This is a genomic window from Geomonas sp. (assembly GCF_035254065.1).
Lineage (GTDB): Bacteria > Desulfobacterota > Desulfuromonadia > Geobacterales > Geobacteraceae > Geomonas.
Genome location: NZ_DATFBA010000074.1, coordinates 15,563 through 29,203, shown reverse-complemented (window position 1 = coordinate 29,203; position 13,641 = coordinate 15,563). Strand labels below are relative to the sequence as shown.

Genomic DNA, 13,641 nt, shown 5'->3' with positions numbered 1-13,641 from the left:
ATCGGCATCATCACGGTCATGCCGTCGTCATGCCGGGAAGAGGGAGTTCCCAGCATGACGACCTGTGGCTGAACGCATCATCGGTCACTCTGGAGGAGGCTGTTACCTCAGGCGTTCCGTTCCGGGACCAGCAGGCCTCGGGCAGCTATGGGTGCGGGGATGCCGGTAGGGATGAAGGCGACCTGGTCTCCCGGCTGGATCAGGTGATCGAGGGAGTAGGCCTTGTGGTTGATGAAGATCCCCTGGATCTTGTTCATGGGGAGTTCCAGATCCCCGGCAAGGTCGAACCCCGTGCGCCCCTCCGGCGGAATGGCGACGTTCACCGTCGACTTTTGACCCCTTTCCTTTCTTACCGTGTGCAGCGCCCCGAACATGCGAACCGTGGTGTTGGTTTCCATCTCATCCTCCTTTTAGCAGGCGTTGACTGCCGGACAACTCCTCTCTGGTTCATCCCTTCCTTCGCCCATTGCCTGCCGTTTTTCTGCGACGACTGAGAGGCACGAGCGGTGCTGCGAAGTGGAGAGTGCTCTACGGACTGGCGATGCAGGCCTCGGTGTCGGAAGAAGAGCAGTCATTAGATCACCCTGATGATCAAACGATCGTTTAATATACTGTATACTTTTTTAAAGAAAATTCAACCTCGTTTTGGCAAGGCAGTCGGGCAGGGGATCACATCTGCTCCTCGCCTGGGAGGACCTGCGTCCATAGGGATGGCTCGGCGGATAGGATGAGAGCGCGGCGCCGTTCTTCGGGAGAGGGGGTCTGTCGAAAAGCGGGTGATGGGGGATGTGATGGACTGGGAGGGGCGGGATGAAGGTGGCGATGCGGGTGGATCGCCAGGGGCGGGTTAGCTCGGGGGTATTCAGGGGGCGCCGCCGGATCGGTGGCCGAGAAACGGATCGGGCTGCCGAAGCGTCCGGACTGGACGACGACGGCAGCCTGACCCGCTGATCCGTGCTGAGCTCTTGGCGGCCTAGAACTTCAACCTGAGTGCGAGCGCCAGGTTGTGGCTCTGGAACTTGAGGTCGTATTCTGCGAGGCTCGCCTTGTTGAAATGCGCGGTGGCGGTGCTGAAGAAGCGGTAGCCGAGGTCAACTGAGAACATCTTGGTGATATTGTAGTCGACCCCGGCGCCGAGCTGCCAGGCGAAAACGGTGTCGTCACCCCCCTGGAAAACTATGACGCGCTGGGTCGGCGTCGAGCCGAGGGTATCGTTGAGTGTCATGGCTGCGAACCCGAGGCCGCCACCAAGGTACGGGGTGAACGGGCTCTGGTTGTGGATGTCCACGAAGGCATTCCCCATCATAGAGATGATGCTCAAGCCGCCGCTGTCGCTGAGCTTGTCGTAGGTGACGCCGTTGAGGCGGTCGTTGACCTTGGAGGGGTTGCCGCGCCGATAGGAGAGTTCGCCTTCGGTGCGCACCCAGCCGAAGTCGTAGCCGCCGGTGGCGCCGACGTAGGAACCGACGTCGTACTCCATCTTGTCGTTCACGTTGAAGGATTTGACATCGGCGTCATTGGGAAAGGTCAGTCCCAAAAAGCCAGACACGTAGGCGCCCCGGTCAGGCTGGGTGGCCATGGAGATCGAGGGAAGTGCTAAGGTTGCCAGGGCAAGGAACACGAACAGACACTTTTTCATGGCCGATTCTCCTGTATCTTTGGGATAGTGGCAATCCGAATGGGGGATGCTTCGCCAGACCGACGGCAGAATTTGACGCACGCTTTAGTTTACAACCATTTTGGCTAAATGCACGCAACCCGTTCAAATAATTGCCAGATGGAGTTCACGGCAGGCCTTCGCCAAGGCAGGTGATCATCCCCTCGAGCTGACCCAGGTACATTAGAAGGGCTTCTTTACGGCACTCCTCTTCGCAGATCATACACATGCCGCTGAGCAGTTCCTCGAAGTGCTCCTCGCCGAGAAGGTTCAATCCCTCCGTGATCAGCAGCAGTCTTTTCAGCTGAATGAGCCTGGTCTCGATCCGTAACGCGTCCAGTCGGGAGAGGTTCGCCTGCCTCAATAGCCTCAGGCATTGATTGACGATTTGATACTGGGGGGTCACCATCGCCTCCGCGAGGGAATGTCGGTCTTCGATGCCAGGAGGCGTCGTATCAGCTCCTAGTATCATAGCGACACGTCAGTATCTGTCGTTTTGGAAGAAAAAAATGAAATTTTTTGAATAAAAAAGTGGCAACTTTGATTTTCGCCGTCAGGGCCCCGCTTCGCACAGGACCTCCACCCTGAACTCCGCCCCTCCGCTGGCGTTGCGGACGGTCAGTGATCCGTTCATGTTCGCGATCAGCGCCTTGGCCATGTACAGGCCGATTCCGGTCCCCTTGTCCGGGCCCTTGGTGGTGAAATAGGGTTCGAAGATGCGGTCGATGATGTCTTCCGGGATCCCCCCGGCGTTGTCGGCGATCACCACCACCCCCCGCTCGCCCTCCCTGAACAGCTTGACCACGACCCGGGGCTCCGGTACCGGCCGCTCCAGGAAAGCATCCATGGCGTTGACCAGGATGTTGAGGACCGCCTGGGAGAATTGATTGGGATAGCCGGTGGTGATCACCTCGTCACTGTTGACCAATTGGATGGGGACCCGGATCTCCCTGAAACTCACCCCAAGCATGTCCACCATCTTGGAAAGCACCTCGTTGACCCTGAACGGCACCGGCGCGTGATCCGGCCTGAAGAAATTACGGAAATCATCGATGGTGCGGGACATCTGGCGGATCACCTCCATGGCCCGCCTGGCCGCCGTGTCCTCCTCGCCCTGCCGCAACCGGTACTGCATCGCCATTTCCTGGACGATCAGCCCCAGTACGTTAAGCGGCTGGCGCCACTGGTGGGCGATGTTCACCAGGATCTCCCCCATCGCCGCCATGCGGCTTTGCTGGACCAGCATCCTTTCCTTTTCCCGGACCTGGTCCAGGGCCCGCAGGATCTCCTGCCCCTGCTCCTCCAGGCGCCGATGGCTCAGCTCGAGCTCGTGATTGCGTTGCGCAAGCTCGGCGCGCTGCTCCTCAAGGTGGCGGGTCCGTTCGGCGACCAGACCTTCCAGCTGCGAGCTCCTGTCCCGCTCCCGGCGAAAAAGGCGCACGTACTCCGACAGGAGGACGATTTCGGTGATCAGGAAGCCGCCGATCATGATGAAGCGGTCGACCACCAGCGGCAGGCTGAAGCGGTTGCCTCCGTAGGCGGCCATCAGCAGGGCAAAGCCGGTGACCAGCTGCGTGAAGAAGCCGCAGGCGGCGAGGATGTCGCCGGTGGCCAGGTAACGACGCGCGGAAAGCGCGGAGCCCAGCGCGAAGAGCAGCATGACCATCATCCCCCAGGCGACGGCAAGCGGGGTGAACGCTCCGCTTCCCTCCACCAGCACCGGTAGCCATCCTTCGCAAAGCACGGTCACCAGGCCGCCCGCCACCACCAGCGACAGCCAGGCCAGCAGCGACCAGAGCCAGCGCCTTCCCGGCAGCGAGGTGGCGGAAGGCCAGCGGGAAAGGGCGGCCGCCAGCAGGAAGAGGGCCAGCAGGGTGGTGACCGGCAGGCTCACCCAGGCCGCGGTGCTGTGGAAGTGGCCGATTGCCGGCGCGCCGTTGGGCAGCAGGCCGGGCCAGGCGAGCAGGTAGAAGATGACCCCCACGCCGCAGGTGGCGAAGCCGATGCCGGTCCAATAGGAGGCCGGGTCGCGCAGCACCTGGTACCTGCCGAGGGCGAGAAAGCTCACCGCGCCGGAGATCACGATGATGACGGTATCGAGGGTGGTGACGATCCAGGGGTAGGGAAAGAGCAGCGGGGGAGTGCGCCAGACGAGGACCATGGCCACGTGCGCCAGCGCGAGCAGCAGGGCGACGGCCATCATGACGCGGCGTAGCGGTCTGGTGGCGTGGGAGAGGCTTGGAGTCAAGGCGAGCTCCTTGAGTGCCCGATCTCCTGTCTCGCCCTTCAACCCGCAGCCGCCGGGGAAGCGAACCAGCACAGCACTCGACCGTCGAGGCGGTCCCAAAATAGTGAGGTCGACTGATCGAAACGGGGAAGGAGCGGCGCGAGGCCACCGAAAACATGGATAAATTGCCGACTTGTGGAAATTATACCTGTCGAATTGGGCGTTGTCATGGCCGGACAATATGAAGCGTGGTGGGATGACTGACAGAGATGAGGTCTCTGACAGACGCGCAGGCCAAAAACCCCGTCTTGTTCCAAACTGTTGTCGGTGGTATGCTCTAAAGAGTCAGCGGGACATTGTTTGTTCCGGAAAAAAGGGGGAGCGTATATGAGTACATCCATCCATTCGAAAGGTCGGTCGGTAGTCAGGACACTGCAGATTACCGGAGCCGCCGGCATCGTATTGGCGATGTTCGGTTGTTCCATCTCCGACAGCGTCTCCGACAGTGTGTCAAGTCCCTTCAAGTGGAGTTCCGATTCCAGCAGGTCCAGCAGTCACGACAAGGAATCGTACCAGAGGGACATTCGTGATTACACCGAGGCCTACGTTCGCTCCAGTGCAGACGTGCAGGGATTCAGGAGCGGCTTGGCGTCGATTGCCGAAAAGCACGGCATCTCCAACTGGGAAGCTGATTCGGCAACCTACAAGGGAATCGGTCAGGGCCTGGGCAGAGCCAAGGTGAAACAGGCACAGCTCGAAGTCTACAAGGCCAACATCGCTTCGGGCAACGCCACCTATGCGAGCGCCATGCAGGACGGGTACGATCAGTACAGGAACTGACGGTATTCGCGACAGGAGGCGCTCGATCAGGTCTGCCGGAAAGGGGTGGCTGCTGCGGATCTTCGGAGTGGCGGCCGCCCTCCTCTTCTGGTGGAGTGGCGGGCCTGCGGCGATGGCCGCGGGCACCATCGACTACCTCTACGTCGAGGCCAACGAAGGGGACTCCAGCGGCGGCCACGTCGCGCTTCGTTTCGGCGAGGAGACCTATCACTTTCAGCAGGAATCCCCCGGCATCCTCCGCATCCGGCGGCATGACGCCGCCGCCTTCCATCATATCTATGCCATGCTCGGCAACCGGACCATCCACGAAAGCAGGATCGCGGTCAGCGACGATACCTACTCGCTTTTGCGGGAGGCCTTTGCCCGGCTGCTCGCCATCCAGGACGCCCAGGCCGACCGCCGTGAGGCGCTGCGCCACGACAGCGAGCTCTTCGAACTGCTGCTGAGGCGGGCCACTTCCCTCACCCGGCCTTCGGCCACCCTCTCCCCTGAAGGGGCGAGGGTAGTCGGACCGCAAGAGCGGGGCGACGGTGAGATTCAGCTGCCGGTCAGCGGTCTCGGCTACTTCGGAAAGGAGGGCGCGCCCAGCGACGGGGACCTCCCCTTTTCCCCTGCCGTCGCGGCTTTGCGCGGCCGCATCGTCGCCACCTACGGTGATTCCTTCCTGGTGGAACGAGCCGAGCGCGCCCGCATGGCCATCCAACAGCTGGAGCTGCGGGCGGCCGGCAAGCAGGCGGCCATCAGCCGCGACAGCTACCCCATCTTCTCTCCCACCGTGGCGACCCGCTATGACGACGCCCTCCACGCGCTGATGGCCGTGAAGATGCTGCAGAGGGGGGCGCCTCTGCGCAGCGGCGCCTACTGGACTCCGGAGGGAGACCTCTTCAAGCTGCGGCCCCGGGAAGTGGAGGCCCTGAAAAGATCGGCCCGGCAGCTGGAGGACGACCTGGTCCGCCTGGCGGCCTCCCAAAGGGGCGACTGGGGAGTCCCCTTCCTGTTGGGGATCGCGCGCCTGGAGGCGATCGAGGCCAGCCTGGACCGCGGCCGGCTGGTGCTGCTCGATATTTTCGATCCTGCGGTGAAGCTGCCGGCCAACCAGGATGCCGCGCTGCGCCCGTACCTCCCCATGATGGAGAGCGACCTGCGCAAGGTCTTCCTGCAGAAAAAGGAGCGCTTCTTCGCGGAGAAGGGGTTCAGCGAGGCGGCCTATGCCCTCATGGAGAGGTCGGGGAACCTCCTGCTCGATGTCGAGCGGGCGAAGCGGACCGGTACCTCGCTGAGGGCGGTCCCCCAGAAGGCATTTCCCTCCCGGGCGGCAACTGTCAGCGTGCCGCTACCCGGCCATCCGGATCAGGCGGCCCTGCTCCGTGAGGAGGAGGCCGCGCGTGCAGCCGAGCGTGAGTACGCGGCCGAGCTCAACGGTCTGTACGGCTACGACCTGTTCCACCGTAACTGCGTGACCGAGCTGTTCGCGGTGATCAACCGGACCTTCTCCACCGCTGGCGGTGCCGAGGGGGCGGGGAGCGTGGCGACCGCCGGCCGGCAGGGGACGCCGCGGGAGGAGTCGGAAAAGCGGTTGGGAGGGTTCGTCGACGCTTCCCAAGGGCTCGATTTCATACCGTTCATCTCGGCCGCGGTGGTGGAGAATAACTACAAGGTGGTGGAAAGCCGGGATCTCCCCTCCTACCGCGCGGCGCGGCTGGCCGAGATGAAGGCCCACGAGGCGACCCTCAAGGTTTTCCTGCGGGAATCGAACACCATCACCTCCACCGTTTATCGGCCGGGCCCGGGAGATTCGACCTTCCTCTTCTTCACCGACGACAACCTGCCGCTGCGGCCGCTGTTCGGGGTGGTCAACCTGCTGGTGGGGCTTGGACAGGGGCTGATAGGTGTCGTGACCATGCCGGTGGAAGGTCCCGATCGCTTCCTCTCCGGCACCAAGGGGGTGCTCTTCAGCCTGCCCGAGCTGGTCTTCATCAACCTGCGCAAGGGATCCACCGCCTACGTGGAAGGTTCGGCCGACAGGGGGGACGGGGCGGCGGTGAAGGGGCGCTAGCCTACCTCAACAGCCACTGGTGGACGGCTGCCGCGGCCAGCCATACCGCGAAGCTTAGCGAGAGGGTGAGGGAGAGGGGAAGTTCGCGGCGGAAGCAGGACATGGCGACGGCGAAGAAGAGTACGGTGGGGATGATCCCCCAGAGGACGCCGCCGCAGTACTTGGAAAGCGAAGCGAGGTCACCGGGATTGTCGGTGTAAAGCCAGATCAGCACGAGGAGCGAGGTAAGCGGCATGGCGGCTATCAGCCCGGCGAGGGTTGGTAGCCGTTTTCCGATCAGCACGCAGCTGACGATGATCGCGTTGGTGATGAGGAGCTTAAGGAGGAACACGGCCGTGCCTTTCCTTGCAGTTGATGGCGAACGGCTCGCATACTGGCAAAATAGCCGCTGGTGGTCAAGGTAAATAGGGCCCTCGGGCTGCGGGTGTCCGGTTTGGGGGAAGAGGCTTTTGACAGGGACCAGTGGAACGGTATATAAATGAGGTGCTCGCCTGCCACTTTGCGCTGGCGGGGCTACCTTTAGGAGTCCCATGTCACTCATCCCTTCATCCAGTCAGTTGCCCCCCCTCTTCTCCGTCCTGAAGCTCTTTTTGATACCGGTCGGCGGCGGGATTCCAGCCGGCGTGCTGCTCGCGCGTGCCGGTGGCCTCGCCTGGCCCGTCACCACCTTGCTGTACCTCCTTTCGGACCTGATCCTGGTGCTGGCCTTCGAGCCGTGTTTGCGGCTGCTGGCGCTGGTCGGGAGGAGGATCTCTCTGCTGGCGCGCGTAGTCGCCGCCATCAAGCAGGCGACCGCCCGCAGCGCGGAACGCTTCAGCGGCACCGGGGCAGGGCCCATCTCGCTGGTGATGATCTCCTTCGGGGTGGACCCCATGACCGGGCGTGCCAGCGCGCTGGCAGGAGGGTACGGCTTCATCGCCGGTTGGGCCTTCGCCATCGCCGGCGACATGCTCTACTTCGCCGTCATCGCCGTCACCACGTTGCAGCTGAACACCTACATCAAGGACCCCGAGACCACCATGCTGGTGGTGCTGGCCGCCATGTTCCTGGTGCCGGTGCTGGTGCGCCGCCTGCGGTCGGCACAGGTGCCTCTCCCGGGAAGGTGAGGTGAAAAATGGGTGAATCCGAAATGAAGTCTGCGGTAGGTCTGCGGCACGGCTGGCAGACTCTGGCGCTGCTTGCACTGCTTGCTTTCTCGACCGGCGCCGGCGCCGGGCCCATCACCCAGACCCTGAAGATGCCGGCCGATGCCGGGCAACTATCTCCCTCGTCAGGCCTCCTCAGCACCGCGCAGGGAACAGCGGCGGCGAGCAAGGCTGAGAGCGCTCCCGTCCCGGACATGGCGGTGTCGCGGGCCGTCTGTCTGAAGGAGGGAGAAGCCTGCAACCCCCTCAATGATCTCTGCTGCCCGGGATATCACTGCCCAGGCGGACTCGCCCGTACCTGCGCCCCCAAGCCGTGACCGAACCGCTCCCGCAGTAGCGTTTGCTCCATACCTTCTCCCCTCTTACTGGTGTCATTGACCCTCCAAATCAAGCAGGAATATAATGTAGCTACCCGAAGGGTGGGGTTGTGCGTTCAAGGAGAGGAACATGAAAGTCGCAGCGGAAAAGGCAGAGGTACGGAACTTCAGGACACCGACCGAGGTGAGGGAGTTTCCCCAAGGAAGGCTTGAATTGATGGAAATCGGCGGCACCATGGTCGGCAGGGCGACGCTGCTGCCGGGATGGCGGTGGTCGACGTCGGTAAAACCGGTGGCGCAGACCAAAAGCTGCCAGGCTCCCCACTTCCAGTACCACATCTCCGGTGTCCTGCACGTGGTGATGGATGACGGCAGCGAGTTCGACTGCCGCCCTGGTGACGTGTCGCTGCTGCCGATGGGGCATGACGCCTGGGTGGTGGGCGACGAGCCCGTGGTGGTGGTTGATTTCCAGGGGATGGTCGATTACGCGAAGGGCCCGAAGTGACCTGAGGACGTGGGATAACCGGATTGCCGGATAGTACCGGCATCACGTGCGGGCGCGAGAGGCAGACCAACGCCGTTTTTGTTGATCTCAGCCGACGTTTTTTTGCTGGCAGGAACCAGTAAGCGGTTGTATAAGGGGTAACCGTATATTATCGCTCCAGGTTTTGCCGAGCAGGTGGGGATTTGTGATGAAAAAAGCAGTGATCATGGTGGGTATGGCAGCGGCGCTGCTGGCCGGCTGCAGTTCCTCGAACGCGCCGCAGAAAAGCGGTGCGGACCAGGGGCGGCCGGAGACCAAAACGCTGGAGGGAGCCTCGGCCGTCGGCTATGACGGGAGCGCGGTGCGCAAAACGGTGGACACGACCCTCAACAATAACGACGCCCACAACCGCGAGATCGACAGCTCGCTCAAAGACGCCGACCATGACCAGCAAAAACATTGAGCCTGCCACCCTCGAGTCGGGTAACCGCATCTCCCTGCTGCGCACCCTGAACATCCATCTGCGGGAGATCGGGGATTCGCACGCCATCATGGAGGTGATGGTCGCCGACCTGCACCGCAACTACTTCGGCGGGGCTCACGGCGGCCTGATCGCCACCCTGGTGGACACCGCCTCCTTTTTCCCCCGCCCGCTGCTTCCCTCCGGCAAGTCCTGCACCACAACTAACTTGGCTGTCACCTACGTGAGGCCGGCCGCCGTGGGGGACGTGCTGACGGCGCGCTCCGAACTGGTGCACATGGGGAAAAGGATGGCAAGCGTGACGGTGACCGTGAAGAACCAGCAGGACAAGCTGGTGGCGCACGGCACGGTGACGCTCATGCTTTCGTAACGGCGCGGTGACGGCCATGACCCCGTGCTGTCGAGGGGCTCTGCCTACTTCAGCACGTGGCTTGCCAGGACCTTCTGCACCTCGTACACGTTCACATCCTTGTTGAACTTCTTCTCCAGCGGCAGCGCGTCGCCGATCCACAGCCTCAACTCCGCATCCAGGTCAAAACTGCTCCCGGTCACCACGCTGAAGCGCACGATCCTGGAGTAGGGGATGGAGAGGTACTCGATCTGCCTCCCTGCCAGGCCCTGGATGTCCACCAGTATCAGTCTCCTGTTGGTGAACAGGAAGGTGTCCCGGGAAACGGTAAAGCCGACCTCGATGATCTCCCCGTCACCCAGCAACTGTCCGTAGGTTGCATGAAACTTCTTGGTTTCCGGTGATCCGGCACTCTTAGCGTTCCCGGCAAAGATTCCCATAGATTTGACTCCGTAAAAAGGTTGTGTGACCACCAGGGGCTGTAGCTCACCTGGCAGGGTAACCGGCGGCTGTCGTACAGTCTACTTATCGTCACCGGCTGAAAAAACCGTAAGGCAATAGGCCGGCAAGACAGGGCGACGCCGTGGGACTTCTCTGCGGTGACGGTGGCGCGAAGTGGTCTCGCCGGTGCGGGAAAATAGAAACGGGCGGCCGAATCGGCCGCCCGTTGCGTTACTTCAGGAGAGAATATCCCGTCCTAACTTACCACTTTCTGGACGGGTCTCTCTCTTTTTCGAACTCTCTTTCCACATTCTGTTCAGCCTTGCCGACGTTTTTCTGGACTTTGCCGGCTATTTTCTCGGCTCTCCCTTCCGTTTCAAGGGATGTGTTGTGAAAGATCCTACCGGTTGTTTCTTTTACTTTCCCTTTGGCTTCGTGTAACGAGCCCTTGGTGGTGTCTTTAGCGCCCGTTCTCATATAGTACCTCCCGGCTTACGCCGTTACTGCCGTGTTTAACCCGCCGCAACCATAACTGTGGCGGCGGGGGGGCCAAGGAATGGGCGGCTGACGCATCCGTGAATGGAAGATAATGAATCGGCCCCCCTCCATGAGATACATTCTAGCACGAAAGGGTGTCGCAAGGGAAATCGGTTACTTACCAGCTCCATCCCTTGCAGACGTAGCTGCTGCTCAGTGCACCGCGGTAGGCCCTTTCGCCTTGACCCGCTTGAGCAGGAAGGCGCCCCCCACGCAGAGGAAGCAGATGAAGGAGAGCAGCCGGAAGTCGTTCACGTAGGAGAGGAGGGTGGCCTGGCGCTGGAGCTGGCCGTAGAGCCCCGCCTGCGCCAGGTGCATGGCGTCCGGCTGCGAGTTGTAGCGCTCGAGCAGCCTCTGCAGCGATTGCCCACGTTCCAGGTACATGAAGTCTCCCCGCGTCAGGCGCGAAACCAGCTCGGACTGGTGGACCTGCGACTGGCGCGCCAGCAGCGCGGTAACCATGGAGATCCCCACGCTCCCCCCCACGTTGCGCATCAGGTTGAAGATGCCGCTGGCGTTCCCCATCTGCTCCTGGGCGAGTGTTCCCATGGTGACCGTGGAGAGCGGCACGAAGATCATGCTGAGCCCCACGCCGGTCAGGATGCTCGGCCAGACGATGCTCCACATGGAGATATCGAGGTTGATGCCGGCGAACTGCCACAGCGAAATCCCCACGATGACGAAGCCGCCCCCCACCAGTTTCCGCACATCCACCTTTCCGGTCAGATACCCCACCAGCGGCATCATCACGAAGGCCCCCAGCCCGCGCGGACTGACGGCCATGCCGCTTTGCAGGGCGGGATACCCCATGAGCGTCTGCAGGTAGAGCGGCAGCAGGGTGAGCGCGGCGTAGAGCGAGATCCCCACCATGAAGATGAGGCTGGTCCCCACCAGGAAGTTGCGGTTGCAGAACACCGCCAGGTTGACGATCGGGTCCCGGCTGCGGATCTCCCAGATGACGAAGGCGACAAGGCAACAGATGCAGATGGCGGTGAACCAGCAGAGCCAGGGAGCGGAGAACCAGTCCACCTGCTGGCCGCGGTCCAGCACGACCTGCATGGTGGCGAGGCAGACCGCCATCAGGGCGAACCCGGTGGCGTCGATCTTGCCCGGCCGGCTCTTCCGGATGTAGGGGGGATCCTCCACGAACTGGTTGACCATGAAAACGGCGACCGCGCCGATGGGAATGTTGATGTAGAAGGCCCAGCGCCAGCTGTACTGGTCGGTTAGCCATCCCCCCAGGGTCGGTCCCAGGATGGGGGCGACCACCACCCCGATGGCGAAGGCGGCCATGGCCATGCCGCGTTTTTCGGGGGGGAAGCTTTCCAAAAGGATGGCCTGGGAGAGCGGCTGCAGGGCACCGCCCCCCGCTCCCTGCAGTACCCGGGCGATCACCAGGATGGCGAGGTCGCCGGCGATGCCGCAGACGAAGGAGGAGATGGTGAAGATGATGATGCAGACGATCAGGAAGCGCTTGCGGCCGAAGTACCTGGCGAACCAGCCGCTGGCGGGGAGCACGATGGCGTTGGAGACCAGGTAGCTGGTGAGCACCCAGGTCGCCTCGTCGGTGGTGGCGGAAAGGCTGCCGGCGATGTGGGGAAGCGCCACCGACACGATGGTGGTGTCCAGCACCTCCATGAAGGTGGCCAGCATGACGGCGGCGGTGATAAGCCAGGGGTTGACGGCTGGGCGCCAAGAGGAGTCCTCCGCGCGGGCGGCTGAGCGGCGCTCGTTCATTTCACGGTGACCTTGGGCGTCACCGACATGCCGGGAAGCAGCAGGTGGTTGGGGTCCTGCCCGTGCGAGAAGCGGATCCGCACCGGGATGCGCTGGACCACCTTGATGTAGTTGCCGGTGGCGTTCTCGGGGGGGAAGAGGCTGAAGCGCGAGCCGCTGGCGGCGCCGATGCTTTCCACGTAGCCGTCGTAGGTGCGGCCGTAGGTGTCGACCTTGATGGTGACCCGCTGGCCGGGGCGGATCTTCTTGAGCTGGGTTTCCTTGAAGTTGGCGGTCACCCAGATGTCGTTGATGGGGACCAGGTAAAGGAGTACCTGGCCGGGCTGGACGTTCTGGCCGATCTCGACCCCTTTCTTGCCGGTGATGCCGTCCACCGGGGCGAGCACCTTGGTGTAGCGGAGGTTCAGCTCCGCCTGTTCCACCCCGGCCTTGGCGCCCTTCAGCGCGGCCTGGGCCGACTGCACGCGGGAGCGGGCGACGGCAACCTGCTGCGGCGCGGTCATCGCCGAGCGCAGATCCGCCTGCATCTGCGCCAGGACCCCCTTCGCCTCGCTGACCTGCTCTACGGCCGCGCGCACCGCGGCGTCGGCTGCGGTCACCTGGGCGGCGGAGGCCTGGGCGTTGGCGACCGCCTGGTCGTACTGCTGACGGGAGATGATGTCCCGGTTGACCAGCGGCGTGTAGCGCCTGAGGTCGGTCTGCGCCTTCACGTTGTAGGCCCTGGCTTCCTCCCGTCTGGCCCGGGCCGCGTCCAGTTGCTTGCCGGCGGCCACGATGCCGGCCCGGGCGTTGTCGACCCGGGCGCGGGCGGTGGCCAACTGGCTGGAGGTGCCAGTGGAGGTGATGGGGACCCCGATCCGCGCGCCCCCCGCCGCCGCCTCGGCCTCCGCCTTCTGGGCGCGGGCCCGGTCCACCAGTACCCGGTAATCGGTGGGATCGATCTCCACCAGCACGCTACCCGCCTTGATGAACTGGTTGTCCTCGAAGTGGACCCCGATCACGTTGCCGCTCACCCGCGAGCTGATCTGGTTGATGTGGCCGTCTATCTGGGCGTCGTCGGTGCTCTCGTAGAAGGAGAGGTACCACCAGATGAGCAGGCCGATGGCTATCAGGGCCAAGACCAGGATGACCTGGACCCGCCGGGAGCGGAGCAGGGCCTTCAAGCGCGAGGTGCGGGGTGATGGCTCCTCCTTTCCCCGCTGGCCGCCGGCTTCCCCCTTCTCCTCCTTGCCGGCCGGTTCCTGACCGGGGGGCGCCTGACCACCGGCCTCCCCGCCACCTGCCCGGGATTGGGCGCTTTCCTGCGGGGCTTCCTTTTTCTTCAGCTCGTCGCACAAGGTGGGACTCTTTTCCTGGTCATCGGCCATGGT

Annotated in this window: 16 protein-coding genes; 7 read left to right on the top strand and 9 right to left on the bottom strand. The window is 63.0% G+C overall.

Going from position 1 to position 13,641, the window contains the following annotated elements:
• Nucleotides 1-107: 107 nt before the first annotated feature.
• The 4 genes from VJ604_RS04065 to VJ604_RS04050 form a co-directional block, all read right to left on the bottom strand.
• The gene (locus VJ604_RS04065; protein WP_324080102.1) at nucleotides 108-398 is read right to left on the bottom strand and encodes a MoaD/ThiS family protein; all 291 of its coding nucleotides are present in this window, start codon (nucleotides 396-398) and stop codon (nucleotides 108-110) included.
• Between the two features lie 575 nt (nucleotides 399-973).
• Complete coding sequence (locus VJ604_RS04060) at nucleotides 974-1,639, bottom strand: outer membrane protein (RefSeq protein WP_324080101.1); 666 nt, start codon at nucleotides 1,637-1,639, stop codon at nucleotides 974-976.
• A gap of 145 nt (nucleotides 1,640-1,784) precedes the next feature.
• Entirely contained in the window at nucleotides 1,785-2,066 is a 282-nt protein-coding gene (locus VJ604_RS04055) for a hypothetical protein (RefSeq protein ID WP_324080100.1), read from the bottom strand.
• A gap of 144 nt (nucleotides 2,067-2,210) precedes the next feature.
• Nucleotides 2,211-3,905: a sensor histidine kinase gene (locus VJ604_RS04050; RefSeq protein ID WP_324080099.1), complete on the bottom strand. Its 1,695-nt coding sequence runs from the start codon at nucleotides 3,903-3,905 to the stop codon at nucleotides 2,211-2,213.
• Between the two features lie 366 nt (nucleotides 3,906-4,271).
• Between VJ604_RS04050 and VJ604_RS04045 the strand changes: the two genes are divergently transcribed.
• Together VJ604_RS04045 and VJ604_RS04040 are read left to right on the top strand one after the other, a co-directional pair.
• On the top strand, nucleotides 4,272-4,724 hold the full coding sequence (locus tag VJ604_RS04045) for a putative lipoprotein (protein WP_324080098.1): 453 nt from the start codon (nucleotides 4,272-4,274) through the stop codon (nucleotides 4,722-4,724).
• A 67-nt stretch (nucleotides 4,725-4,791) separates the two neighbouring features.
• On the top strand, nucleotides 4,792-6,780 hold the full coding sequence (locus tag VJ604_RS04040) for a hypothetical protein (protein ID WP_324080097.1): 1,989 nt from the start codon (nucleotides 4,792-4,794) through the stop codon (nucleotides 6,778-6,780).
• Between the two features lies 1 nt (nucleotide 6,781).
• Here the strand turns inward: VJ604_RS04040 and VJ604_RS04035 are convergent, their stop codons facing one another.
• A complete protein-coding gene (locus VJ604_RS04035) occupies nucleotides 6,782-7,111 on the bottom strand; it encodes a DUF3147 family protein (protein ID WP_324080096.1) in 330 nt (109 codons plus the stop codon).
• 199 nt (nucleotides 7,112-7,310) lie between these two features.
• Between VJ604_RS04035 and VJ604_RS04030 the strand changes: the two genes are divergently transcribed.
• The 5 genes from VJ604_RS04030 (at nucleotide 7,311) to VJ604_RS04010 (ending at nucleotide 9,577) form a co-directional block, all read left to right on the top strand.
• A complete protein-coding gene (locus VJ604_RS04030) occupies nucleotides 7,311-7,886 on the top strand; it encodes a hypothetical protein (RefSeq protein ID WP_324080095.1) in 576 nt (191 codons plus the stop codon).
• 8 nt (nucleotides 7,887-7,894) lie between these two features.
• A complete protein-coding gene (locus VJ604_RS04025; protein WP_324080094.1) occupies nucleotides 7,895-8,242 on the top strand; it encodes a hypothetical protein in 348 nt (115 codons plus the stop codon).
• Between the two features lie 130 nt (nucleotides 8,243-8,372).
• Nucleotides 8,373-8,747: a cupin domain-containing protein gene (locus VJ604_RS04020; RefSeq protein ID WP_324080093.1), complete on the top strand. Its 375-nt coding sequence runs from the start codon at nucleotides 8,373-8,375 to the stop codon at nucleotides 8,745-8,747.
• Between the two features lie 187 nt (nucleotides 8,748-8,934).
• The gene (locus VJ604_RS04015) at nucleotides 8,935-9,189 is read left to right on the top strand and encodes a hypothetical protein (RefSeq protein WP_324080092.1); all 255 of its coding nucleotides are present in this window, start codon (nucleotides 8,935-8,937) and stop codon (nucleotides 9,187-9,189) included.
• Nucleotides 9,170-9,577 carry a PaaI family thioesterase gene (locus tag VJ604_RS04010; RefSeq protein ID WP_324080091.1) on the top strand — a complete coding sequence of 136 codons (408 nt, stop codon included), beginning with the start codon at nucleotides 9,170-9,172 and terminating at the stop codon, nucleotides 9,575-9,577. The genes VJ604_RS04015 and VJ604_RS04010 overlap by 20 nt, the downstream gene beginning before the upstream one ends.
• Before the next feature lie 44 nt (nucleotides 9,578-9,621).
• Here VJ604_RS04010 and VJ604_RS04005 read toward each other — a convergent pair whose 3' ends face one another.
• The 4 genes from VJ604_RS04005 to VJ604_RS03990 all read right to left on the bottom strand — a co-directional run bounded on the left by VJ604_RS04005 (nucleotide 9,622) and on the right by VJ604_RS03990 (nucleotide 13,638).
• The gene (locus VJ604_RS04005; RefSeq protein WP_324080090.1) at nucleotides 9,622-9,996 is read right to left on the bottom strand and encodes a PH domain-containing protein; all 375 of its coding nucleotides are present in this window, start codon (nucleotides 9,994-9,996) and stop codon (nucleotides 9,622-9,624) included.
• Between the two features lie 262 nt (nucleotides 9,997-10,258).
• On the bottom strand, nucleotides 10,259-10,474 hold the full coding sequence (locus tag VJ604_RS04000) for a CsbD family protein (protein ID WP_324080089.1): 216 nt from the start codon (nucleotides 10,472-10,474) through the stop codon (nucleotides 10,259-10,261).
• A 213-nt stretch (nucleotides 10,475-10,687) separates the two neighbouring features.
• Nucleotides 10,688-12,271 (bottom strand): DHA2 family efflux MFS transporter permease subunit, encoded by a 1,584-nt coding sequence (locus VJ604_RS03995; RefSeq protein WP_324080088.1) that lies wholly within the window; start codon nucleotides 12,269-12,271, stop codon nucleotides 10,688-10,690.
• Nucleotides 12,268-13,638, bottom strand: coding sequence for an HlyD family secretion protein (locus VJ604_RS03990; RefSeq protein ID WP_324080087.1), 1,371 nt, complete (start codon nucleotides 13,636-13,638; stop codon nucleotides 12,268-12,270). The genes VJ604_RS03995 and VJ604_RS03990 overlap by 4 nt, the downstream gene beginning before the upstream one ends.
• Between the last annotated feature and the right edge of the window lie 3 nt (nucleotides 13,639-13,641).

What these genes read in the sequence shown, in the direction of transcription:
- VJ604_RS04015 (WP_324080092.1), top strand. Translation starts at nt 8,935, where the DNA reads ATGAAAAAAGCAGTGATCATGGTGGGTATGGCAGCGGCGCTGCTGGCC.
- VJ604_RS04010 (WP_324080091.1), top strand. Translation starts at nt 9,170, where the DNA reads ATGACCAGCAAAAACATTGAGCCTGCCACCCTCGAGTCGGGTAACCGC.
- VJ604_RS03995 (WP_324080088.1), bottom strand. Translation starts at nt 12,271, where the DNA reads ATGAACGAGCGCCGCTCAGCCGCCCGCGCGGAGGACTCCTCTTGGCGC.
- VJ604_RS04045 (WP_324080098.1), top strand. Translation starts at nt 4,272, where the DNA reads ATGAGTACATCCATCCATTCGAAAGGTCGGTCGGTAGTCAGGACACTG.
- VJ604_RS04055 (WP_324080100.1), bottom strand. Translation starts at nt 2,066, where the DNA reads ATGGTGACCCCCCAGTATCAAATCGTCAATCAATGCCTGAGGCTATTG.
- VJ604_RS04060 (WP_324080101.1), bottom strand. Translation starts at nt 1,639, where the DNA reads ATGAAAAAGTGTCTGTTCGTGTTCCTTGCCCTGGCAACCTTAGCACTT.
- VJ604_RS04000 (WP_324080089.1), bottom strand. Translation starts at nt 10,474, where the DNA reads ATGAGAACGGGCGCTAAAGACACCACCAAGGGCTCGTTACACGAAGCC.
- VJ604_RS04020 (WP_324080093.1), top strand. Translation starts at nt 8,373, where the DNA reads ATGAAAGTCGCAGCGGAAAAGGCAGAGGTACGGAACTTCAGGACACCG.
- VJ604_RS03990 (WP_324080087.1), bottom strand. Translation starts at nt 13,638, where the DNA reads ATGGCCGATGACCAGGAAAAGAGTCCCACCTTGTGCGACGAGCTGAAG.
- VJ604_RS04025 (WP_324080094.1), top strand. Translation starts at nt 7,895, where the DNA reads ATGGGTGAATCCGAAATGAAGTCTGCGGTAGGTCTGCGGCACGGCTGG.
- VJ604_RS04005 (WP_324080090.1), bottom strand. Translation starts at nt 9,996, where the DNA reads ATGGGAATCTTTGCCGGGAACGCTAAGAGTGCCGGATCACCGGAAACC.
- VJ604_RS04030 (WP_324080095.1), top strand. Translation starts at nt 7,311, where the DNA reads ATGTCACTCATCCCTTCATCCAGTCAGTTGCCCCCCCTCTTCTCCGTC.
- VJ604_RS04065 (WP_324080102.1), bottom strand. Translation starts at nt 398, where the DNA reads ATGGAAACCAACACCACGGTTCGCATGTTCGGGGCGCTGCACACGGTA.